The following is a 22,571-nucleotide window of genomic DNA, read 5'->3' as shown; positions in this document are numbered from 1 at the left end:
GGCACGGTAGGCAGCGGTCGTTACCCCTAAATACTTCCTGCGTGAAGGGAATGTTTCGGAGGCGTCTCACCGGGGGCCGAAGACTGTCCCACGGCACCGCCGGCACCGCGAAAGGGCCCGTGCACAGGCACGGGCCCTTCTGTCCGGCGGTGACGTCTACGTGCGGTCACCCTTCGGCTTGCCCCGCTGATCGGGCGTGCCGTGCGGCGGCGGGCTGAACGGCTGCGGGGACGTGGCGGGCGACACCGGAGAGCCTCCGTGCCCCTCACCCGTCTCGGGACGCAGGGCGCCCGGATCGCCGGACGTCGGCTCCGCGCCCTCGCGCAACTGCTCGAGACGGGATCCCAGCAGCTCTGTCACCGCCAGCCGGTCGGCGTGCGACCGCTCGTACGCCAGCAGTTCCTCCACCTCGTCCGCGGACAGCGACCGTACACGGCTCTCCAGACCGCCGATCGGCAGATGGTCGTAGTCCGGCAGCGGCAGGGTGTTGCGGGCGGGATCGGCCATGGTTCTCACTTCCCTGTGTACGGCGTGTACGACGGGTTCACGTACGACGTGGTTCACGGAGCGGAGTGCCGCGGGGAACGGGGATCAGCGGCCGCCCGGGCCGCCGCTGCCGAACGATCCGCTGCTGCCCTCGTTCCAGCGGGGACGCTCCTGGGTCGGGCTCCTCCGGCCGCTCTGGTTGCCGTGCGCCTTCAGCTCGTGCGGCGTCAGACGGTCCTGGCTTCTGGGCACCTCCTCGGGCTCCCGGCGCTCACTCGTCTCGCGGACCGGGCCGCCCTCGGGCAGCCGCGGCTGCTCGTCGGGCCGCGGCGTGGGCAGCTCCCTGCGCTTGATGCGAACGCCGAGGACGAAGGCCCCCAGCAGCAGGGCCACGACCACCACACCCGCCACGATCAGCCCGATGCCGAGGGCCCCGCGGCCCGCGGCCATCTCCATCCATGCGCTAGTCATGGCACGCGAGTACCCCTGGTCCTCACCATGAACCTGCTCACCCCGACCGTGCGGACCGGGTCTTCGACCGGTTCTCCTTGCGGACGGCGTCCAGCAGCTCCGCCTTCGACATGCGCGAGCGCCCCTCGACGCCCAGCCGCTTCGCGAGGTCGTACAGGTGCTCCTTCGAGGCACGCTCGTCGACGCCCTCGCCGCTGCGGCCGCCCTGCTGCCGGGGCCGGGCCGACCGCGGGTCCGACGGGGCCTTGCGGCCGCCCTCCTTGCGCTCCCAGTGGTCGCCGACCTTCTCGTGGGTGTGCTTCAGCGCCCCGAAGGCCACGCGGTGCGCGCGCTCGCCCTCGCCGTACTGCTCCACGGCCGAGTCGTGCGCCTTGATCCAGGTGCGCTGTGCCTCCTCGGCGGAGCGCTCCAGGGTCGACGGAAGTTCCTCTCGCCCGGGCATGTGACTCACCTCCGCGCGTCGTCGTTCCCGGGCGTGCCGAGTGCCCGGCCGGGGAGGCCGGAAAACCGTACGAAACCCTTGGCAGCACCGGGTTTGACCGGCATCGGCGGGGCTACCCGCGCGGTGTGACGACATCCCAGCAGGAGCTGTTCCGGTTCCTGGAGGACCGCTTCGCCTGTGCCCAGGCGTGCACCGAGTGCGCCCGGGCGTGCGCGTTGCGCGCGAGCCTCGTGGATCCCGACGGCACCGAGAACCAGGAACTCGTACGACGCAAGGGCATCATGTGCGCGGAGGTCTGCGACGCGACCTGCCGCGTGCTGTCCGAGCAGAATCAGGTGGACGAGGGCACCATCCGCGTCCAGGTGGAGTGGTGCCGCACCGTGTGCCTGGAGGCCGCGCACGTCTTCGACCGGCAGCCGGGGGCGGAGGACTCGGCGGCGGCGTGCCGTGCGTGCGCGCGGGCGTGCACGGACTTCCTCGCCACGCTGAACTGAGGAGGCCGTTCCCCGTCACTCGCCATTCCCAATTTCTGTAACACGTTCTACGGTGTGCGCCGACAGGACCGGCCTTGGGAGCCTGGAGGCGCCGTGCACCTCGAATACACGCCCGAGCAGCAGCGGTTGCGCACCGAACTGCGCGCCTACTTCGCCGAACTGTTCCCGGACCACGCCCGCGCCCGGCACGGCGATCCGGCCACCCGGAAGCGGTTCTACCGCGAGACCATCCGGCGGCTCGGCACGGACGGCTGGCTCGGCGTCGGCTGGCCGAAGGAGTACGGCGGGCGCGGCCTGAGCGCGATGGAGCAGTTCATCTTCTTCGACGAGGCCGCGCAGGCCGGCGTCCCGCTGCCGCTCATGGCGCTGAACACCGTCGGCCCGACGATCATGCAGTACGGCACCGACGAGCAGAAGGCGTACTTCCTGCCGAGGATCCTCTCCGGCGAGATCGACTTCGCCATCGGCTACAGCGAGCCCGGCGCGGGCACCGACCTCGCCTCACTGCGGACCCGTGCGGTCCGGGACGGCGACGAGTACGTCGTCAACGGCCAGAAGATCTGGACGACCAACGGCGACACGGCGGACTGGGTGTGGCTGGCGGTCCGTACGGATCCCGCCGCCCCGCCGCACAAGGGCATCACCATGCTCCTGGTGCCGACCACCGACCCCGGCTACTCCTGCACCCTCATCAACACCCTCGCCTCGCACGACACCACGGCCAGCTACTACGAGAACGTCCGAGTCCCCGTCTCCCACCGGGTCGGCGCCGAGAACCAGGGCTGGCGGCTGATCACCAACCAGCTCAACCACGAACGCGTGACGCTGGCCGCCCACGGCACCATGGCGATCCGCGCCCTGCACGACGTGCAGCGCTGGGCGATGGAGACCAAGCTCGCCGACGGCCGCCGCGTCGCCGACCTGCCCTGGGTCCGCCGCCTCCTGGCCCGGACCCACGCCCGCCTGGACGCGCTGAAGCTGCTCAACTGGCGGATGGTCGGTGCCGTCCAGGACGGCACACTCACCCCGCAGGACGCCTCCGCCGTCAAGGTGTACGGCTCCGAGGCCCGGCGCGACGCCTACGCCTGGCTCATGGAGATCGTCGCCGCCCCCGGCACTGTGAAGGAGGGCTCGGCGGGCGCGGTCCTGCACGGCGAGCTGGAACGCGGCTACCGTTCGGCGGTGATCTTCACCTTCGGCGGCGGCAACAACGAGATCCAGCGGGAGATCATCTCGTGGATCGGGCTGGGGATGCCGCGGGTGCGGCGCTGACGGATTGTGACGAGGCTTTTTAGTTGGCACAAAAGCGGGCTAGTTGGCACCGGTCTGAAGGCGCGGGCCAGTGGGTAGCGGGTCTGGCGGGCCGACTGTGTGAGGCAGCTGACCTGCTACTTTCTCTGAGTTGCAGAGGTTTGGGGGGTCTTCGAAGTTGAGCGGTGCGCCTCGTCTCGCACACTGACGTGGTGTCACGGTGTGTGACCGACTCCGGGAGTGATCGCCTCCTGGAAGCAGAGGGCCCGTGGGCCCTGCGTGATCATTTCTGTTCTCTGGGCAGAAGGATCATGCAGGAGCCACGGGCTTGGTCAACGATACGACGTTGCTGTTCGATCTCGACGGGGTGTCCGTCGTGCGGGTCGAGCGGCTGGGTGACGGCAGTCGTCGGGTACATCTGGTCACGGCGGACGAGGCGGCACGGGCCTGCCCCGCTTGTGGGGTCTTCGCCTCCCGGGTGAAGGGAACCGCGGTGACCCGGCCGCGTGATCTGCCCTACGGTGAGAGCAGGTTGCAGTTCTTGTGGCACAAGCGACGCTGGTACTGCCGCGAGGCTGGCTGCTCCCGCCGGTCCTTCACCGAGCAGATCCCGCAGATCCCGGCCGGTGCCAGGCTGACCACCCGGCTGCGGGGTGCGGCCGGGCGCCGCATACGGGACGCCGGCTCCACGGTCATCCAGGCCGCGCGGGATCTGCACCTGTCCTGGCCGACCGTGATGGACGCCTTCCGCGTCCAGGCCCGTGAGGTCACCGCGGAGCCGCTGCCCGAGGTGAAGGTCCTGGGCATCGACGAGACCCGGCGGGGCAGGACGAAGTGGGCACAAGACCCGGAGACGGGCAAGTGGCAGCTGGTGCGCGACCGGTGGCACACCGGGTTCGTCGACGCGCTGGGCGCCGGCGGGCTGCTCGGCCAGGCCGAGGGTCGCACCGTCGCCGACGTCCTGGCCTGGCTGTCCACCACCGGCCTGGAGTGGAGAAAGAACATCCGGTACGTCGCGATCGACATGTCCACTGCCTACCGGCCCGCCGTGCGCACCGGACTCCCGGGCGCCGTCGTGGTCGTGGACCACTTCCACGTCGTCCAGCTCGCCAACACGATGCTCTCGCAGGTCAGGCGCCGCACCACTGCCGAACTGCGCGGGCGTCGCGGACGCGCCACGGATCCGGAGTGGAAGGCCCGCAGGAAGCTGCTGCGCAACCGGGAGGACCTCAGCGCCGAGCAGTTCGCGAAGATGTGGAACCCCCTGCTCGGCGAGGGGAAGATCGGACAGACGCTGCTGGCCGCGTGGATCGCCAAGGAGTCGCAAGGCCTCGGCGGCAGCGCGAATTGCTGCCTGTGCCGAACGGTGCGCCGTTGGTGGGGCGCCGTCGGGCGCGAGCGGGTTGATCTGGAGTGGTGGATCATGGTCTGGTGATACGCCGCCGTGAACTGTCCGATGCCAGAGCGGGAGTTCGTCCGGCGGTCGCCGGGGCCACCGTGCTCAGCGGGTGCACCGGAACGGTGGAACTGCCCGACTGAGAACCCTTCACCCTCGAGCCCGGGATGCACGTGGGCGACGCAGCCGAGGCCCGAGGTAGATTCCGCTTTATCCGGGAGGCCAGTCACCCGTGCCGGCGTCGCGCCGGCTCTGCGAGAGGGACCGGAATTGTGTGGGCGTCATGTTCATGCGCCGGCGGAAGAAGGCACTGAAGACGGTGGCGTAGGTGAAGCCGATGCGTTCACTGATCGCCGTCGGGGACAGCGTCGTGTGCACGAGGAGACGTTTGGCCTCCAGCAGCACCCGGTCGTCGATGTAGCGTTTGGCCCCGCAGCCGGCCGCAGCACGGGTGGCGCGGGTCAACGTCCGGGGAGTGTAGCCGAGTTGGTCGGCGTAATCCTCGGCGCGGTGCGTGCGGGTGAAGCCTTCTTCGACAGCCCGGCGAAATCGGCGGAAGGGTTCGGTGCCGGGCTGTTGCTCCTGGGACACGTCCGCCAGTTGGGCGAGACGGAGGACGATGACCGTGAGGAGGCTCCGCATCATCTCCAGGTGTGCCTCCAGCGACAGGCCCGACGAGGAGGAGTACTCCGCTTCCAGGGCGTCGAGGACGGCAGTGAGCGAGTCATGCCGCGCCGCCGGCGGTGTGATGACCCGGTTCGGAGTGCACTCGGCGTCACGGATGACAGCCTCCGCGGTGGCGTAGCGGCCGGTGAGGCCGTCGAGTCGGTGATGCCATGCAGGATCGTGTCCCAGTCGGCGTCCTCGCGTAGCAGTTCACGAAGCGGCGACAGGGCGATCGACGGGTCGCGGGCCACGAACACCGAGGCTGCCGACTGCCTTTCGCCGGGGCTTGATCTAGGGCAGCCCTCCCACGACGAGCCGCTGCGGTGCCTGTGACCTGGGGTGTACCAATGCGCCAACTAAATTGCTTACACCGTGATGGATGCTGCTGACTCTTGTTGGCATCGCCGCAGGTCAGAAACGTTCGTCGGTGCCAACTAGAAAGCCTGGTCACACGGATTGTCGAGAATTCTTAGTTGGCACAAAGAGGGATGGTTGGCATCAAGATCACCGTCATTTCTCAGAGGTGACGTGAGCCGGGACACGGTAGTTGGAACCTGGACACGGGAGTTGGAACCAGCGTCGGGGCGGCAGGCGGGGGCGGCACCGATGGAGCCGGCTGGTGATCGAGCGCATTGTCCTGCCGTCCCTGCCGACCCGAGATCAACTCTGCGCTCTGCGTGACTGCGTTCATGGACGGAGTCACCCCGCGGGTTCGGTTGCCCGCTGAGCTGCGGAAGCTGGCATTTGATGCTGCCCTGCGGCGGGCCTGAGCCTGGGTTCTGCCATCACACTCTCAGACGGAGCTGCGGGCCTCTTCGTAGTCCGGCTCCGGTATCGGACCCTTTTTCTTTCCGACAGCAGGCAAGGTAATCAGCAGCACAACTGCTCCGAGGAGTGCGATGACCGCGATCCAGCCCGCGCCGACGTGCATAGCATGGATAAACGCATTATCAGCAGCCTGAGCAAGAGCGGGCCGGTGGATAGCGGTGGCGATGTGGCGGGCCTGTTCGGCGGAAACTCGCGCCTGATCCTGCACCGGACCGGGTGCACCCGCGAAGGTTCGATCGCACGTCGGTACATGATCGACATGATCGTGCCGCCTACTGCGATTCCGATCACACTGCCGGTTTGTCGCACGGTGTTGGTGACGGCCGATCCTGCACCGGCCTGTTCCAACGGCAGGTCGCTTATCAATGCGGCCGTAACGGGGCCTATCACCATGCCGATCGAGAGACCCTGTATCAACAACAGGATCTCGATCCAGACGAGTGGCGTTTGGAGTCCGAGGAACCCGTACCCGCCCATGGTCAGCGCAGCCACGGTTAGCGCCGGCACGGTGACAAGGCGTAGCGGCAGGCGGCGAACCAGGCGCGAGGCAAGGGGCGCCCCCGCGAGCGCGCCGAGTGCGGTCGGGATATTGGCCAAACTCGCCTTCATCGGCGAAAATCCGAGCGCGCCTTGCAGGTAGAACGCGTTATAGAAGGTGATGGCGGCCACACCGAAGAGCAGCAATCCGAGCGCCATATTGCCGCCAGCGAAAGTGCGTTGCGCGAACAGTCGCGGATCAAAGCTGGGCACCTTGAGGCGCAGTTCGACGAGTACGAAAACGGCCAGCAGAACCAGACCGACAACGATCGGCGCCCAGACGTCGGTACGACTCCACACCGCCACCTGCCCCGCCCGGATCAGCCCGTAGGCCAACGCCACGAGCCCACTGATCGACAGCAACATTCCAGCGGGGTCCAGTGGTCGCGGAGTGGGGCTGCGGAAATTCGGAACCAGCACGGCGAGCCCGACCAGCGCCAATGCCGCGACCGGGACATTGATCAGAAATACCGAGCCCCACCAGAAATGATCGAGCAGGAATCCAGCCAGCACCGGGCCGGCAGCCATTCCGACACCGGCCGACGTCGAGAAAATGCCGATCGCGGCAGCCCGCGCGGGGCCGGTAAAGGTCCACATAAGGATGGCCATCATGGCGGGCGTGATCAGCGCGCTGCCCACCCCCATCGCAGCTCGAGCTGCAATCAGCTGGCCCGCATCGCTTGCGTACGCCGCCCACAGCGAGGACCCGGCGAAGATCACCAACCCACTGGAAAACACAGTCCGGTGACCGAACCGATCGCCCAATGCGCCTGCAGTGAACATCAATGTGGCGAAGGCCAGAGTGTACGAACCGGTCGCCCATTGCAGCTGACCGGGATTGGCCCCCAGTCCACGGACCGGGTCTGCAAGGGTCTCCAGCGTAGTACTCAGGACGGTATTTTCTATCCAAATCAGCAGTGAACACAACATAAGAATGGCAAGAATCAACTGCTGCCTGGACTTCGGCAACGTTGGAGGCGCGGTCATGGACACCTTCGGATGTCGATCGGCGGGAACCTGAACGACTGGACCATAAGCAAACTCCACGACGCCGTCAAGCTTGGAATTTCTTGTCAAGACTGTTGCGGCCGAACGGACTATATGCCCTCTGCCGGATTTGCGGACTGAGCAATTTTGTGCCCTCTGGCGGATTTGCGAGTTGAGGGATTTCGTGACTTCCGGAGGGTTGCGACTGAGCGGATTTCAGTCCCGGCGGATCGATGGGGGTGAGCTTCGGGTCCTGGGCCAGGCCCTCCAACGCGGCGGTGAAGCGGGCCGAGCCGGTGAAGGAGCAGGACGGCACCGAGACGACGCATGACCTTGGGATGGGATCCGCAGTCGAGGACGGCAAGGTGCTTCTCGTACCAGTTCTGCTCCAGGAACGCGGGCACGTGCTCGGGGAGGTAGCCGTCAGCCCACGGGCTTCCCATCGCCTTCTCGCCCGGCGGAGGGCGACCACCACGCTGTTGCGGCTCAGTCGTCACTCTCAGTGCATGAACGTGTGGGCGTTCTCGATTCCCTGCTCGAGGACCTCGTCGGCGAACTTGCGGTGGGCGAGGGCGCGGGACAGTTGCAGCGTCCCCACCATCATGATGAAGAGCCCGATGGCCTTGCCGCGAGCGGACTGCGGATCCGCAGGCGCCAGACGGGCGGCGATCTCTCGTCAATGGCCGGGCCGAGTGGCCGATCCGAGTGGGCTGCTTCCCGGACCACCCCCAGTCGGAACCGCTGGAAGATAAATACGTCGACAGCGCCCTCGGTACTCGGCAAAGTGGCCGCCCGTGACGAGCAGTGAACTGTGGACCCGCGCGACCGCTGACCGCTATGACGCCGAGGGGGCCGAAATGTCCTCGGCTGCCGTTCTCGGACCGACTCTCGACTTCCTCGCCGAGCTCGCCGGAGACGGCCGGGCGCTGGAGTTCGCCATCGGAACCGGACGAGTGGGCGTCCCGCTCCGGGAACGCGGCGTGCCGGTAGTGGGCATCGAACTGTCCGAGCACATGGCAGCGGTTCTGCGGCGCAAGATCGACGAGAGCACGCTTCCGGTAGCCGTCGGGGACATGGCTGCCACCGTAGTCCCCGGCGAGTTCACCCTGGTCTATCTCGTCTACAACACCATCACGAACCTGCTCACGCAGGACGAGCAGGTCGAGTGCTTCCGCAACGCCGCACGTCATCTGGAGCCCGGCGGCCGATTCGTCATCGAGCTGGGCGTGCCGCCGCTGCGGTTCCTGCCGCCCGGCCAGGTCGCGGTACCGTTCGACGTCTCCGAGCAGCATCTCGGCTTCGACACCTTTGACCTGGTGGAGCAGATTCTCGTCTCGCACCACTTCACCCGCGACGGCGACGACGGCCGCTACCGTCGCGGCAATTCCCGGCACCGGTACGCCTGGCCGGCAGAGCTCGACCTGATGGCACGGATCGCTGGGCTCGAGCTGGAACGTCGCGTCGCGGACTGGGACGGGGCGCCGTTCACCCAGGACTCCGCGAAGCACATCTCCGTGTGGCGCAAGCCAACCTGAGGTCGGCCACCGGGCAAGGCTTCGTGGATGTCGTCGCGTATCTCCCAACGGATCCGCGATCGGCGGAATCAGCGCAAGTGGGCGGTTGGGTCGGCCGCGCGGTGAGGTGCCCGCCGGGGCGGGCCCTGTTCCGCGCGGCCTCCCGCCGAACCGGACATGACGGTTTCCCGGTCATCCGGCTCTCCAGTGACTACTGCGTGTCTGTTTTGGCAGGCTGTTTTGAGTGGATGCGGTCATGGCGGGTGTCGCAGGCCGTGCCTGTCGCGTGGCGGGCGGCGGTTCGCCGTCCGGGTCAGCGCAGCGAGAACGTCGACAATCTCTGGCCCTCGCTCAGCACGAGGTACACGTCCTGGCGCCCCTTCGCGGCGGCGGACAGAGAGGCGTTCACCGTCTCATACGTGTACACCGACCCCGTTCCGGACGCCTTCGCCGTGCCGATGAGCACGCCGGTCGGCGAGCCGAGCCGTATCTCGACCTTCCCGGCCGCTCCGGCCACCCGCGCACTGAACTTCACCGCGCCGGAGCCCAGTTGGGTATCGGCGAACTCGAGCCAGGCCCCGTCGGCCGAAGCCCCCACCGCGGTTCCGCGGACCTTGGACTCGTCGACCAGCCGCACACCCTCGTAGTCGTCGAAGTTCTCGGCCCGGGTCGGCCGTGAGAGATCCCGGGCCGGGATCGTCTCGCCGCGCACCTTGAGGGACGTACGGGAGCGGATGTCCTCGGAGGACGCGCCCACGAGGATGTCGTACGTGCTGCTCTCGACCACCCACTTGGAACGGGTGACGTCCCAGTGTGCGAGGTCCTTCGTCGTGAGCCTCAGCTTGACGGTCTTCGTCTGGCCCGGCTTGAGCGAGACCCGCTGGAACGCCTCCAGCTGTTTCAACGGCTGTTTGTCGCGTGAGACGCGCTGGTGGGTGTAGAGCTGCACGACCTCGTCCCCGGCACGCTTGCCGGTATTCGTGACGGCGACCTCGTATCCGCCGTCGAAGCGCTTCAACTGCCCGTAGCGGAAGGAGGAGTACGAGAGTCCGTAGCCGAACTCGTAGAGCGGGTCGCCCTTGAAGTACTGGTACGTGCGGTCGTGCTTGATGTTGTCGTACTCCAGGATGGAGGGGAGGTCGGCCTCCGACTCGTACCAGGTCTGGGTGAGCCGTCCGGCCGGGTTCACGTCGCCGAAGAGGACGTCGGCGAGGGCGTTGCCGGTCTCCTGGCCCGCGTGGGTGGTCCAGAGGAGGGCCGGGACCTCCTTCTGGAGGGCGCCGAGGGTGGTCGGGTAGCTGTTCTCGACGACCACGACCGTCTTCGGGTTGGCCGCGCGCACCGCCTTGACCAGGGCTTCCTGGGACGGGGCCAGGCTCATGTCCTCGCGGTCGTCGTTCTCGCGGCCGTTGATCGCGGGCATGGATCCGACCACCACGACCGCCGCGTCCTTGTCCTTCACCGCCGCCACGGCCTCCTCGGCGCCGCTGCGAACAACGTCCTTGGTGTAGCGCGCGGCCTCGGCCTTGGCGACCAGGCCGAGGGTGCCGTCAGGGCCGGTCGGGCCGAGGTAGACCGGGCTGGACCACCAGGGCTCCCGGGTCTCGTAGCCCGCGTACCGCAGCAGGTGCGTGCCGTCGGCCTGCTCCTCCAGCGCGAACTGCTGCTGCACGAACCAACCGTTCGGCTGGACCTGGTCGTTGACGAAGTTCGACCAGTTGTAGCCGACGTACTTGCCGTTCGCGGCCGACCGCAGGGTCACGATGCCGGCGCCCCAGTCGAACACGTCGAACTGGGCCTCTGCCCCACTGGACGCGCTCTCCTTCAGCGCCTCGCCGTCGGCGTCCGTCCCCGCCGTCACGTACGTCCCGCTCTCCGCGTTCTTCAGCGTGATCCGGTCCACGCCTTCACTGCTCGCGACCGACGTGCCGAGTTTCGCGGCGATGCCCTCCTTGGGCGTCACGGCGTACGGCAGGGTGCCCGAGTACCAGTCGGTGTAGAGGGTGTCGGCGAGCGGGCCCACGACCGCCACGTCCTGGGACGCGGAGGCCTTCAGGGGCAGGGCGCCACCCGAGTTCTTCAGCAGCACCGCCGCATCGGCCGCCGCCTTCCGGGCCAGCTTCTGATGGGCCGGGCTGTTGATGACGGACTTGTCGATGGAGCCGTACTTCCCGCCGCCCGGGTCGAATTCACCGAGCCGCACGCGGATGTTCAGGATGTGCCCGGCCGCCGTGTCGACGTCCGACTCCTTCAACAGGCCCGTGGACACCGCCGACTTGATTGCCGTCGTGGTCCGCACGGAGTTCGTGTCGTCCGTCGTGAAGCTGTCGATGCCCGCCTTCAGCGTGGCCGCGTTGCCCTCGGCCAGGGTGTCGTAGTACTTCTGACTGCCGGTGCCGGTCAGGTTGTTGGGCGCGTAGGCGTCGGTGACGTTCAGGAGGTCGTGGGAAGTCCAGTTGCGTAGGTCGTCCAGCGCCGGATTGACCGTCGCCGGGCGGCCGTTGACGAGGTTGTACGAGGACATCACGCCGGTTGCCGCGTCCGCCTCGATCGACGGCCTGAAGGCCGGCTCCTCGTACTCCTTCAGCACGCGTGGACGCAGGTCGGACGAGGTGGTGGTGCGGTCGACCTCGTTGTTGTTGCCGAGGAAGTGCTTGAGCGTGGGTGCCGTCTTGAGGTGGTCGGGGTCGCCGCCGGTGAGGCCGGTACCGTACGCGGTCGCCATCGAGCTCGTCAGGTACGGGTCCTCGGAGTAGCCCTCCTCGTTGCGGCCCCAGCGCGGGTCGCGGAGCGGGTTGACCACCGGGGCCCACAGGTTGAGGCCCCAGCCGGCCGGGCGCTCCTGCTGGAAGCCGCGTGCTTCGTCGCCCACCGCCGCACCGACCTTTTTCATCAACGCCGGGTCCCAGGTTGACGCGAGGCCCACGGCCTGCGGGAACACGGTGGTCTCGCCGAGCCAGGCGACGCCGTGCAGGGCCTCTGTGCCGGTCTTGAACGACTGGATGCCGAGGCGGGGGATAGCGGGCTGGTACTGGTGGAGCAGAGAGATCTTCTCGTCGAGGGTGAGGCGGGACAGGAGGTCGTCGACACGGCGGTCGACGGACAGCTTCGGGTTGCGGAAGGCGTACGCGGGGGCGTCCGCCGCGGCCGTTCCCGTGGCCGTGACGCCGAGTCCGGCGACCAGGGTCAGGCCCAGGGCCAGGGCGGGGACGCCCCGTCCCACGGTGGTTCTCCGTCTTCTCTTGCCTTTCATGGCACGGCTCCTTCAACTAGGGCCTAGCATTTGGGGCTTGGACAAGATTGCTTCCGTGGGGGGAGTGGGTGGGGGGTGGTTCAGGGGCGGGGCATGGTGCTGGCCCGCACGGTCAGCCGAGGTGACAGCAGGGTCACCTCCGGTGCGGTACCGCCGCCGAGTTTCTTCATCAGCAGGTCCACCGCCCCGGCGCCCACCTCGGCGGCCGGAATGGCGATCGACGTGACGGGGACGCGGGCGCGCTCGGCCAGTTCGTCCGGGCAGATCGCCGTGACCGACAGATCCCTCGGAACCCGTAGACCGAGCCTCTCGAACGCGTCGATCAGCGGCTCCAGGATCGGCTCGTTGTGCACGACGACACCAGTCAACGCGGGCCGCTCCCGAAGGAGTTGCTCGGCGACCTGACGGGCCGCCGCGGGCGTCGACTCGCAGGGGTGGACCGAGGAGGACAGCCCGTTCCGGTCGGCCGCGGCGGTGAAGCCCTGGACCACCCGCTGGGCGAACCCCGTCTCCCGTACGTACACCTCGGGCGGCGACCCCACGAGTCCGATCACCCGGTGCCCGAGCCCGGCCAGATGCTCGACGCACAGCTCACCCGCCGCCCTGAAGTCCAGGTCGATGCAGGTCAGCCCCTCCGGCTCCTGGGGGAACCCGATCAGCACCGAGGGCCGGTCCAGGGCGCGCAGCAACGGCAGCCGAGCATCGTGGAGTTGGAGGTCCATCACGATCAGCGCGTCGACCAGTGCCGTGTCCGCGACGCGCCGCAGCCCCGCCTCACCCTCCTCCTGCGTCAGCAGCAGCACGTCGTGGTCGTACTGACGGGCGGAGGTCACCACCGACACCGCGAACTGCATCACCACCGGCACATGGATGCCGGCCCGTAAGGGGATCACCAGCGCCAGCACGTTCGACCTGCTGCTCGCCAGCGCCCGGGCCCCGGCGTGCGGACTGTAGCCGAGCTGGAGGATGGACGCCTCGATGCGCCGCCGGGTCTCCTCGGAGATCGGGCGTTTGCCGCTCAGGGCGTACGAGACGGTGCTGGGGGAGACCCCGGCGTGCCGCGCCACATCGGTGATCTTGACCATCAGCCGAGCTCCACCGTCAGGAATCCGGTGCCGGCCTTCGCCCGCACCTCACGCCCGCCCGAGGCCAGCCCCCAGGGCGCCGAGGGGTCGTTGCAGGAAGCCCGCAGCGTGTCCCCTTCGCGGACGACGGTGAAGGTCACGTCTCCCACATGCACCGTCACCTGGGCGCCGCGGTCGAGCCCGTACGCGTGCAGGGTGACGCCGTCGGCGTACGCGTAGTCGGGCCGGTCGTCCACGGCCCCCACCGGGATCACCGCACCCGGCCTGACCAGCAGCGGAACGCTCAGGAAGCCGTGCCGCTCGCGCACCCAGCGCGGCCCGGTCACCGGCTGCCCGCTGAGGAAGTGGGTCCAGGTGCCCTCGGGGACGTAGTACGAGACGTCTCCCTCGTCGGAGAACACGGGCGCGACCAGCAGGTCGGGGCCGAGCATGTACTGCCGTTCCAGATGCGCGCACCCGGGGTCGTCCGGGAACTCCAGGACCATCGCGCGCATCATCGGCACGCCCTCGGTGTGCGCGGCGCGGGCGGCTTCGTACAGGTAGGGCATGAGGCGCAGCTTCAGGCGGGTGAAGAGGCGCAGCACGTCCACGGCCTCCTCGTCGAAGAGCCAGGGGACGCGGTAGGAGGAGCTGCCGTGCAGCCGGCTGTGCGAGGACAGCAGGCCGAAGGCGATCCACCGTTTGAAGAGGGCGGGCGTCGGCGTGCCCTCGAAGCCGCCGATGTCATGGCTCCAGAAGCCGAACCCGGACAGGCCGAGGGAGAGCCCGCCGCGCAGCGACTCGGCCATCGACTCGTACGTCGCCTCGCAGTCGCCGCCCCAGTGCACCGGGAACTGCTGGCTGCCCGCCGTCGCCGAGCGGGCGAAGACGACGGCTTCGGACTCGCCCCGGTGCTTGCTGAGCACGTCGAAGACCGTGCGGTTGTACAGGTACGAGTAGTAGTTGTGCATCCGCTCGGGGTCGCCGCCGTCCGCGTACGCGACGTCGACCGGGACCCGCTCCCCGAAGTCCGTCTTGAAGCAGTCGACGCCCTGCGCCAGCAGCGCCTCCAGCTTCGACGCGTACCACTGCCGGGCGGGCTCGCTCGTGAAGTCGACCAGTGCCATCCCCGGCTGCCACAGGTCCCACTGCCAGACAGCGCCGTCCGGCCTCTTCAGCAGATGCCCGAGGGCCTTGCCCTCCGCGAAGAGCGGCGAGCGCTGCGCAATGTACGGGTTGATCCATACAGAGATGTGCAGGCCGCGCTCCTTGAGGCGGGCCAGCATCCCCTCCGGATCGGGGAAGACCCGCGGATCCCATTCGAAGTCGCACCAGTTGAACTCGCGCATCCAGAAGCAGTCGAAGTGGAAGACCGAGAGCGGGAGTTCGCGCTCCTTCATGCCGTCGATGAAGGAGGTGACGGTGGTCTCGTCGTACGAGGTGGTGAAGGACGTCGACAGCCACAGCCCGAACGACCAGGCGGGCGGCAGCGCCGGGCGGCCGGTGAGTGCCGTGTACTTGCGGAGGATGTCCTTCGGGGTCGGGCCGTAGATGACGTAGTACGTCAACTGCTGTGTCTCGGCGCTGAACTGAACCCGGGACACCGCCTCCGAGCCGACCTCGAACGACACCCGGCCCGGATGGTCGACGAAGACGCCGTAGCCCGCGTCCGTCAGATAGAACGGCACGTTCTTGTACGCCTGTTCCGTGGCCGTGCCCCCGTCGGCGTTCCACATGTCGACGACCTGGCCGTTCTTGACCAGCGGCCCGAAGCGCTCGCCGAGCCCGAAGACCTGCGTGCCCACGCCGAGGTTCAACTGCTCGCGCAGATAGTGGCCGCCGGTGCCGGCGTCCCGCATGATGCCCATGCCCTTGGGGCCGCTGGAGGTGAGGGTGCGGCCGTCCGCGAGGAAGTCGACGTGCCAGGGCCCTGTGCGGCTCACTTTTATGGACAGGGCGCCCGCGGTGAGGGTCGCGGACTCCTCGTCGTACCCGGTGTGGGCCGTGAACTCCTCCTTGCTGAGCTCGAACTGGGGCCCGTGCGGCTCCTCGCCCTCGAAGTGTGTGAACGTGACGCCGATGACGTCCGGCATGGGCGCGTGCGCGCTGATCGTCACGACCGGTCCCTTCAGCAGGTCGCCGCGGTGGCGGATGGGCTGGGTCGGCGCGTGGATCTCCAGGGCGCCTGACCCGGCGGTCACATCCAGCACCTCGACCGGATGGGCCGCGGTCACACCCTCGCGCAGCAGCCAGTAGCCATCGGTGAACTTCACTCCCGCACCCCTTACTTGACGGCACCCACGGCGATGCCACGGGTGAGAGTCCGCTGGAAGACGAGGAAGAAGACGATGGCGGGCAGCACGCCCAGCAGCGCGGCGGCGTTCGTCATCGTGGCGTCCATCAGACGCTGGCCCTGGAGCACGCCGAGCGCCACCGACACGGTCTGGTTGTCGTTGGAGATCAGCATGACCAGGGGCAGCAGGAACTCGTTCCAGGTCCAGATGAAGAAGAAGACCAGCAGTACGCCGATGGTCGGGCGGCTGACGGGGACCACGATCCGCCACAGCACCTGCCACTTGTTCGCCCCGTCGATCCGCGCGGCCTCGATGATCTCGCGCGGGAACTGGCCGAGCACGGCGGAGAGGAGATACGTACCGAACGCGGCCTGGACCACGGTGAACACGATGATCACGCTCAACCGGGTGTCGTACAGGCCGACTTCCTTGCTCAGGTAGTAGACCGGGTAGACCAGCGCCTCCTGCGGCAGCATGTTCGCCAGGACGAAGAAGGCGAGCACCCAGGTGCGGCCCTTGATGCGGCCGACCCCGATCGCGTACGCGTTGAGCACGGACAGGACGACGGCCAGGAGGGCCACGCTGCCACTGATCAGTATGGAGTTGACGAGCTTCTGGCCGAAGTCGACTCGCTCCCAGAAGTCCTTCAGACCGTCCAGGTAGATGCCCTCGGGGAGGCTGAGCGGGCCGTTCGCCGAGTACTCGGCGGGCGACTTCACCGCGTTGAGCGCGACGATCAGGAAGGGCAGGACCATGAACAGGGCGCCGATGAACAGGGCGACGAGGACGGGATAGCGGCCGACGACGGAGCGGACGGGCCGGAGTGACCTGGTGCGTACGGCTTGTACGGCTGTCATGTGCGGAGCCCTTCCTCGGCGTCCTCGGCGCGGGTCTGGAGCTTGAGGCCGATGAGCGCCAGCACGAGGATGACCACGGTCAGCACGGTCGAGATCGCAGCGCCGTAGCCGACCTGGGTTTTCTCGAAGAAGGTGGTGAAGGAGAAGTAGGACGGGACGTTGGTCGCACCGCCGGGCCCGCCCTTTGTGAGGACGTACACCGCGCCGAACACCTTGAGCGCGGCGATCGTGCACCAGAGGAGGACGACGTAGATCTCGGGCCGGATCTGGGGGAGGGTGACGTGCCAGAACCGTCGCCACCAGCCGGCGCCGTCCAGCTCGGCGGCCTCGTACAGCTGCGGGTCGACGCGTTGCAGCCCCGCCACGAAGATGACCAGCGGGAAGCCGATCTGCACCCACACCATCACGCCCATCACGCTGTAGAGCGCGATGTCGGGGTCGCCGAGCCAGTCCTGCTGGAGGCTGCCGAGCCCGATGGCCTTCAGGAGTTCGTTCAGGGAGCCGTTCTCCGGCGCGAGGATCCAGCTCCATACGATGCCCGCGACCGCGATCGGCAGGACCTGCGGGAGATAGAAGCAGGCGCGGAGCACGGCGACCGTCTTCGTCCCGAAGTGCTTGCCGACGAAGTCGAACAGGGCGGCCGCGAGAACCAGCCCCATCACCGTCGGTACCGCCGCCATCGCCACGACCATGAAGAGGCTGTGCCGGAAGGACGCCCAGAACTCCGAATCGCCCATCAGCTCCCGGTAGTTGGCGAGCCCGACCCACTTCGGGGTGCCGACGCCCTGCCACTCGGTGAAACTCACACCCGTGTTCATGAGGAACGGCACGATGATGATCGCGAAGAAGGCGAGGATCCCCGGGAGCAGGAACAGGGTGTACGAGTCCCGGGGGCGGCGCGGGCCCTTCGCGTGCTGATGCTTCTCGGTGACCCGGCCGCCCCGTGCTCCCCCTTCGACGGTGACTGTCACGTCTTCGGCGCGCCCTTGTCGTACGCCTCCTGCACCGCGTCCAGGTAGGCCTCCGGTTTCGCGCTCCCCGTGATCAGCTTCTGCGTCTCGGAGACGAGGACGTCGTAGAAACCGGGAACGGGCCAGTCGGGGTAAAAGGCCAGGCCGTCCCTCTCGGAGAGCGTGTTGAAGTTGGCGATGAGCGCCTTGGCCTGCGGGTCGGTGATGGCGGCGGGGTCGGCCGCCACCGGGACGCCGCCCTTGTTGCCGAGCAGGTTCTGGATCTTTTTCGACATGGTGATGTCGATGAAGTCGTACGCCAGCTCCTTGTTCTTGGCGCCCTTGGGGACGACCCAGAGGTTGCCGCCGGAACCGAGGGTCATGTCCGAGTCCGGCCAGAGGAAGGTGCCCCAGTCGAACTTGTTCTCCGCGGCGAACCGGCCGTACCACCAGCTGCCGGAGAACAGGATCGGGCTCTTGCCCTGGATGAAGGAGACCCCGGCGTCCTCCGCCTTCGTACCGCTGGACTTCTTGCTGATGTAGCCCTTCTTCACCCAGTCCGCGAAGGTCTCGGCGCCGTACGTCCAGGCGGCGTCGTGGAAGTCGGTCTTGCCCTTGTAGAGCTGGTACGAGTCGACCCACGCGCGGTCGGCTTTCGACAGCGCGAGCTGGTAGAGGTACTGCCCGGCCATGTACTCGGCGCCCGCGTTGGCGAGCGGGGTGATGCCCTCGTCGACGAACTTGTCCATGGCGGCGGTGAGTTCGTCGAACGTGGTGGGTTCCTGGATCCCGTACTTCTTGAAGAGATCCTTGTTGTAGAACACCATCGTGTACTCGGCGTAGTTGGGGATTCCGTACCACTTGCCGGAACCCATCACGCCGTTGGTGTCGTACTGGCTGGTCGTCCGCACCCCGGAGCTGAGCTTCTTGTCCCAGCCGCGCTTGGTGGCCTCGGCGGACAGATCGGTCAGGAGCCCCTGCTTGGAGAGGAGTCCCGCCGTCGCGTTGCCCTTGTTGTACTCCATGAGGTCGGGCGCGTCGTCCGAGTTCAGGACCATCGGGGCGGTCTTCTGGATCTGTTCGAAGCCCTTCTCCTCGAACTCCACCTTGACCCCCGGATGGGTCTTCTCGAACTCCTTGATGGCCGCGTTCCAGGCCACGCCCATCGCGCTGTCCGGGCCCTCGTAGTGCCACAGTTTCAGCGTCTTGCCGTCTGATCCACCACTGTCCGAGTCGCCGCAGGAGGCCAGGAGCAGAGCCCCGCTCAGAACCGCCGCAGCGGTCGCCACCACACGTCTTCGTGCCGTCATCATTCAGTGCCTCCAGGGGAGTGGGATGGCTCACTGTCCCGGTGAGTCGTGCTCGTCACGCTCGTCGTGGGCGTCACGCAGGGTTCATCGAATCGTTTCGATGCGAGACGTCGAAGCGCTTCGACGGAGGAAGGTATGTGGGGGCTGGGAGCGCGTCAATGGGTGCGTCGGAATTTGGGACGGGGGTTCGGTGGGTCGGACGCGGTGTGGTGGGCGGGAGGATTGAAGCCGTCGCCGCTGCGTGCGTGTCCTGGAGCCGGCTGTATAGCGGCCGTCCGTCAGCAGACGTGATCCAGCACGTGAACGCCACGAAGGCGATACGCGCGGCACAGTCCCTGGGCTGTTGCCGGTCCATTGCCGCCATCGGAACCGGCCCACCTCGGACGAGCTGTGCCCGGTCGTGCGCGGCGGCGTTTGCCGGTGGCCCGGTCGTCCAGGCGCACCAGCTGGTGTGGCACGGGGTGAGGCGGTGGCGGGTGCGGTGGTCCGGGGGCAGGCCCTCACTGCGTCGAGATCCTCCTGCACCGGCTCGAACCGGCCGTAGGACACGCACTTCCGCTTGCGCTGGCGTGCCCCGACGGCAGGGGGGCCGGCGTGGTGGCGTCCAGGAGGGGTCCGGGTGGGGTGAACCACTGCTGGTCAGCCAGGGCTCGGCAGGGCATGGAGCCAGGGTGAGGCCGGTCCTGGTTATCGTGCGGGCAGGCGGAGGCAGCGGCGGCGGTCGGTGTTCACGAGAGCCCCGGGGGCGGGCACAGCCGGCTCGGCCTCAGCATGCCGACGTCGACCGCACCACACAAATACAGAGCCCCCGTCGGGAGACCGACGAGGACTCATGGACGATCGAGGCTAATCCTCTTGGATTTTGGCTACTTGCGTTCGAAGGACCAGATTGTGCTGTTGTCGACCGACCCGGTGTTCCATTTCACTTCGCCGGCCGGGGTTCCGTACATGTAGTGCCTGTCGGATTGTTCGTTGTTGAGCCGGAAGTTTCCGGAGGTTGATTCGAGCCTCCATAGCGAATCTGGGGTGACTTCGCCGGAATTCCAGATGACGGCGTTGTTCGGTTCGGAGTCGGCGTAGAACCGCCCGGTTCTGGCGTTCCTGATCGTCCAGGCGCCGGTGGAGTGCTGCGTGACGACCCAGTCCTGGTCGTCGTACGAGCTGGCGGCGGCGAGGGTGACCGCGCCGTTCGCGTCCGAGTCCAGGTACTTGCCCGTCGCCACGTTTTTGATCTTGTAGGTGGCAGACGGTGCGCCCGGGCTGCCGCCACCGCCACCAATGCCGCTCATGATGGCATCGATAATGCCCTGCTGGGTCACCGCATGGGAATGCCGGTTGAATAGCCCGAACCCGTACCGTCCGGTTGCGCCGTTGTCCCAGTAGATTGTTGCCGCTCCGTACTTCTTGGCGGTGGACACGACGGCGCGCGTGTAGTCCGCACGATACCTGGCGTTCGATGAATCGAACGACGACTTGTCGATCGCGCCGTACTCACCGACGACTACCGGGTATCCCCGCACGACGAATTTGTCGTACATCTTCTTCAGCTGCGCGTCCAGATAGTCCTCCTGTCCCCAGGTCGACGTCTTTGACGGATTGGTCGCGGCTCGTCCCCATTGCGTGATGGTGCCGCTTTCCTCTCCGGCGAAGTCCCACGGGTCGTAGTAGTGAACGGAGATCATGATGCGCTGTTCATTACTGGGGATGGAGGGGGAGCGATATTGGTCGGTCGGCAGCACGAAGCCGTAGTTCCCTGCGGTGTACTCGATGTTCGTGTTCCAGCCGGGAACGAGCAGCCACCTTGAACCGTTGTTCCCGCCGGTCCTCCGGACGGTGTCCACGAAGATCTGGTTGTAGCTGTTGATGTTCGAGTAGCACGGCTGGGTGGGGCGGCCGAATTGACCGTCGAAGTTTTCGTTCATGGACTCCAGGATCAGGCGCTGGTCGTAGTTCTGGAACCTGGTCGCGATCTGTTGCCAGGCCTTCTGGTACTTGGCCCTGATCGCCGTCTGGTTGGACGAGTCACAGATCAGCCAGGAGCCGTCGATGGTCTTGTAGCCGTCGCCGTGCATGTTGATCAGCACGTACAGGCCACGGTTGTAGGCGTAGTTGACGACTTCCTGGATCCTGTTCAGCCAGGCGGCATTGATCGTGTAGTCCGGGCCGGGGCCTATGTGTCGCAGATAGGAGACCGGGATTCGTATTGTTTTGAATCCTGCGGATTTCACCTTGTCGATGAGGGCCTGCGTGATGGGCGGCTGGCTCCATGCCGTTTCGCTGGGATATCCGTTGGAGTTGGCCTCCATCTGGTTCCCCAGGTTCCAGCCTGCGCCCATGTCGGCGACGATCTGCGAGGCGTTCAGTTGTGTCGTGGTGTCGGCCGATGCCTGGTTCGTCAGGCCAGTGACAGATGCGGCGACCGCCAATACAACGGCAAGGAACGTGGCTCTGATCTTCCCTGCTGGTGAAACCATGGGTACTTCCTCTCTTCCGGTCTTGAGGGTGTCAAAACCGAGCAGATCTACCTGCCTGGGCGCGGTGGTGGTCATGACATGGTCGTGCGCTCCCGCATGATCACGAGTGGGAAGCGCTCGCGCGTGGGGGAGCAACTCGGCGAACTCGGCGCGACCACTTTGCCGCTTGACCACAGGTCCCCCTTTGGTCCTGGGGGAACAGGAGGAAGTGTGGCCCTGCATCAGCGTGTGAACGTACACGGTCAAACGCTTGCCGATGTAAGCGCATGCTGAAGATCGTTTCAAGTGTTGCGCGCGAACCAGTGTGAACGTGCACAGTGTGTCCTGGCGTCCGGAACAGGCTCATCGCGCGGTCACGGCTGATTGCCAGGCAGGTGCCCCTGACCGGCAATGTCAGTGATTCAGTGCGTTCTTGCAGCTCAGGCAGGCCGATGGCGTCCTGACCGTGTGCTGCGCTTTGACGGGCGGCCTGGGCATCGCCGGCTACGCCCCGGCCCAGCCGGCCGCCGCCTCGTTGATGCAATGACAGCCGACCGTCTGTGGCACTCGCAGCCAGGGCGGCAGGCGAGATCCTCTGTTACTCGGAAGTATGCTTCACTCGGTGTCCGCCCGGGCATCAGCTGTTATGCGGCGGTCAGTCAGGCGACGTGCTGGTGTGCGTGCCCTGGCGCGAGGTGGCCGCCGGAGACATCGGTGGACAGAGCGGCGGCAGTCAACGCCCGAGTCACGTCTGGTCGTCTGGTCGGGTCGTTGCAGTGGGACCGCTCTATTCGACGCGTCGGAGCAGCCTTGGCGAACTTGTCCCAACACGAGGAGCTCTTCTCTGGCGACGACAGTGGGTCGATGCGGTTGCCGCGGTGGCAGGGTGATGTTTCACCAGCGGGTTTGGCGGTCACGTTGGTTGCTGACTACACGTTTCCGGGTCGGGCGTGGTTGCCGGCGGCGGCGATCGTGGCGTTGCTGGGGGAGTTCGACGTGGCCGCAGGGGCCGCCCGTACGACGATCAGCAGGCTGGCGCGTCGGGGGGTGCTGGAGGGCAGTCGGCGGGGGCGGTACAGCTCGTACCGGCTGACGCGGGAGGCCGCTGTCGATCTGTGGAGCGGTGGTGTCTCGATCGCCACGTTCACCACGCAGCCCGACTCATGGGACGGGTGGTGGACTCTGGTCGCCTTCTCCGTGCCGGAACGGGAGAGTACGCGACGGCGTGCGCTGCGCACCGCGCTGCGGTGGCGGGGCTTCGCGCCGTTGTACGACGCGGTGTGGGCGTCGCCGCACCCGCTCACCCCCAAGGGGCGTG

General features: G+C 67.2%; 16 protein-coding genes and 2 pseudogenes. 5 read left to right on the top strand and 13 right to left on the bottom strand.

The genetic code is table 11. From position 1 onward, the window contains the following. Nucleotides 1–156: 156 nt before the first annotated feature. The 3 genes from ACIBNA_RS20905 to ACIBNA_RS20895 form a co-directional block, all read right to left on the bottom strand. Entirely contained in the window at nt 157–507 is a 351-nt protein-coding gene (locus ACIBNA_RS20905; RefSeq protein WP_274813887.1) for a hypothetical protein, read from the bottom strand. 84 nt (nt 508–591) lie between these two features. After that, nucleotides 592–957, bottom strand: a complete 366-nt coding sequence (locus ACIBNA_RS20900; protein WP_399166656.1) for a DUF6479 family protein — start codon at nt 955–957, stop codon at nt 592–594. A 37-nt stretch (nt 958–994) separates the two neighbouring features. Further along, the gene (locus ACIBNA_RS20895; protein WP_399166655.1) at nt 995–1,399 is read right to left on the bottom strand and encodes a ChaB family protein; all 405 of its coding nucleotides are present in this window, start codon (nt 1,397–1,399) and stop codon (nt 995–997) included. Nucleotides 1,400–1,524: 125 nt separating this feature from the next. Here ACIBNA_RS20895 and ACIBNA_RS20890 point away from each other — a divergent pair, with 125 nt between their 5' ends. The 3 genes from ACIBNA_RS20890 (at nt 1,525) to ACIBNA_RS20880 (ending at nt 4,579) form a co-directional block, all read left to right on the top strand. Then, on the top strand, nt 1,525–1,893 hold the full coding sequence (locus ACIBNA_RS20890) for a ferredoxin (RefSeq protein WP_399166654.1): 369 nt from the start codon (nt 1,525–1,527) through the stop codon (nt 1,891–1,893). Nucleotides 1,894–1,986: 93 nt separating this feature from the next. Further along, nucleotides 1,987–3,165, top strand: a complete 1,179-nt coding sequence (locus ACIBNA_RS20885; protein WP_399166653.1) for an acyl-CoA dehydrogenase family protein — start codon at nt 1,987–1,989, stop codon at nt 3,163–3,165. Between the two features lie 307 nt (nt 3,166–3,472). After that, on the top strand, nt 3,473–4,579 hold the full coding sequence (locus tag ACIBNA_RS20880) for an ISL3 family transposase (protein ID WP_399166652.1): 1,107 nt from the start codon (nt 3,473–3,475) through the stop codon (nt 4,577–4,579). 171 nt (nt 4,580–4,750) lie between these two features. On the opposite strand, the gene ACIBNA_RS20875 is transcribed toward ACIBNA_RS20880, so the two are convergent. The 3 genes and pseudogenes from ACIBNA_RS20875 to ACIBNA_RS20865 form a co-directional block, all read right to left on the bottom strand. After that, nucleotides 4,751–5,131, bottom strand: coding sequence for a helix-turn-helix domain-containing protein (locus tag ACIBNA_RS20875; protein ID WP_399166651.1), 381 nt, complete (start codon nt 5,129–5,131; stop codon nt 4,751–4,753). A 945-nt stretch (nt 5,132–6,076) separates the two neighbouring features. Beyond that, nucleotides 6,077–7,558 (bottom strand): MFS transporter, encoded by a 1,482-nt coding sequence (locus ACIBNA_RS20870; protein WP_399166650.1) that lies wholly within the window; start codon nt 7,556–7,558, stop codon nt 6,077–6,079. A gap of 499 nt (nt 7,559–8,057) precedes the next feature. Beyond that, a pseudogene (locus ACIBNA_RS20865) lies at nt 8,058–8,231 on the bottom strand (TetR/AcrR family transcriptional regulator); the annotation flags it as partial. A 121-nt stretch (nt 8,232–8,352) separates the two neighbouring features. On the opposite strand from ACIBNA_RS20865, the gene ACIBNA_RS20860 reads away from it, so the two are divergent. Next, nucleotides 8,353–9,093: a class I SAM-dependent DNA methyltransferase gene (locus tag ACIBNA_RS20860; protein ID WP_399166649.1), complete on the top strand. Its 741-nt coding sequence runs from the start codon at nt 8,353–8,355 to the stop codon at nt 9,091–9,093. 292 nt (nt 9,094–9,385) lie between these two features. Here ACIBNA_RS20860 and ACIBNA_RS20855 read toward each other — a convergent pair whose 3' ends face one another. The 7 genes from ACIBNA_RS20855 to ACIBNA_RS20825 form a co-directional block, all read right to left on the bottom strand. Next, nucleotides 9,386–12,295, bottom strand: a complete 2,910-nt coding sequence (locus ACIBNA_RS20855; protein ID WP_399166648.1) for a glycoside hydrolase family 3 C-terminal domain-containing protein — start codon at nt 12,293–12,295, stop codon at nt 9,386–9,388. 110 nt (nt 12,296–12,405) lie between these two features. Further along, nucleotides 12,406–13,410, bottom strand: a complete 1,005-nt coding sequence (locus tag ACIBNA_RS20850) for a LacI family DNA-binding transcriptional regulator (protein WP_399166647.1) — start codon at nt 13,408–13,410, stop codon at nt 12,406–12,408. Further along, nucleotides 13,410–15,662, bottom strand: coding sequence for an alpha-xylosidase (gene yicI, locus ACIBNA_RS20845; protein WP_399166646.1), 2,253 nt, complete (start codon nt 15,660–15,662; stop codon nt 13,410–13,412). The genes ACIBNA_RS20850 and yicI overlap by 1 nt, the downstream gene beginning before the upstream one ends. An 11-nt stretch (nt 15,663–15,673) precedes the next feature. Further along, entirely contained in the window at nt 15,674–16,540 is an 867-nt protein-coding gene (locus ACIBNA_RS20840) for a carbohydrate ABC transporter permease (protein WP_399166645.1), read from the bottom strand. After that, on the bottom strand, nt 16,537–17,511 hold the full coding sequence (locus ACIBNA_RS20835; RefSeq protein WP_399166644.1) for a carbohydrate ABC transporter permease: 975 nt from the start codon (nt 17,509–17,511) through the stop codon (nt 16,537–16,539). Before ACIBNA_RS20835 ends, ACIBNA_RS20840 begins: the two co-directional genes overlap by 4 nt. After that, complete coding sequence (locus ACIBNA_RS20830; protein ID WP_399166643.1) at nt 17,508–18,803, bottom strand: ABC transporter substrate-binding protein; 1,296 nt, start codon at nt 18,801–18,803, stop codon at nt 17,508–17,510. Before ACIBNA_RS20830 ends, ACIBNA_RS20835 begins: the two co-directional genes overlap by 4 nt. Before the next feature lie 863 nt (nt 18,804–19,666). Continuing rightward, nucleotides 19,667–21,349: a cellulase family glycosylhydrolase gene (locus ACIBNA_RS20825; RefSeq protein WP_399166642.1), complete on the bottom strand. Its 1,683-nt coding sequence runs from the start codon at nt 21,347–21,349 to the stop codon at nt 19,667–19,669. 675 nt (nt 21,350–22,024) lie between these two features. Between ACIBNA_RS20825 and ACIBNA_RS20820 the strand changes: the two are divergent. Continuing rightward, nucleotides 22,025–22,571, top strand: a pseudogene (locus ACIBNA_RS20820) (PaaX family transcriptional regulator); the annotation flags it as partial.

It is taken from the genome of Streptomyces sp. NPDC050164 (genome assembly GCF_044459945.1).
Classification (GTDB): Bacteria; Actinomycetota; Actinomycetes; order Streptomycetales; family Streptomycetaceae; genus Streptomyces; species Streptomyces coeruleorubidus_A.
The sequence above is the reverse complement of the archived record's forward strand: the minus strand, read 5'-3'. Positions and strand labels throughout refer to the sequence as shown.

Excerpts from the sequence above, each read along its gene's own strand:
- ACIBNA_RS20870 (WP_399166650.1), bottom strand. The coding sequence starts at position 7,558 with ATGACCGCGCCTCCAACGTTGCCGAAGTCCAGGCAGCAGTTGATTCTT.
- ACIBNA_RS20830 (WP_399166643.1), bottom strand. The coding sequence starts at position 18,803 with ATGATGACGGCACGAAGACGTGTGGTGGCGACCGCTGCGGCGGTTCTG.
- ACIBNA_RS20850 (WP_399166647.1), bottom strand. The coding sequence starts at position 13,410 with ATGGTCAAGATCACCGATGTGGCGCGGCACGCCGGGGTCTCCCCCAGC.
- ACIBNA_RS20905 (WP_274813887.1), bottom strand. The coding sequence starts at position 507 with ATGGCCGATCCCGCCCGCAACACCCTGCCGCTGCCGGACTACGACCAT.
- ACIBNA_RS20895 (WP_399166655.1), bottom strand. The coding sequence starts at position 1,399 with ATGCCCGGGCGAGAGGAACTTCCGTCGACCCTGGAGCGCTCCGCCGAG.
- ACIBNA_RS20900 (WP_399166656.1), bottom strand. The coding sequence starts at position 957 with ATGACTAGCGCATGGATGGAGATGGCCGCGGGCCGCGGGGCCCTCGGC.
- ACIBNA_RS20840 (WP_399166645.1), bottom strand. The coding sequence starts at position 16,540 with ATGACAGCCGTACAAGCCGTACGCACCAGGTCACTCCGGCCCGTCCGC.
- ACIBNA_RS20825 (WP_399166642.1), bottom strand. The coding sequence starts at position 21,349 with ATGACCACCACCGCGCCCAGGCAGGTAGATCTGCTCGGTTTTGACACC.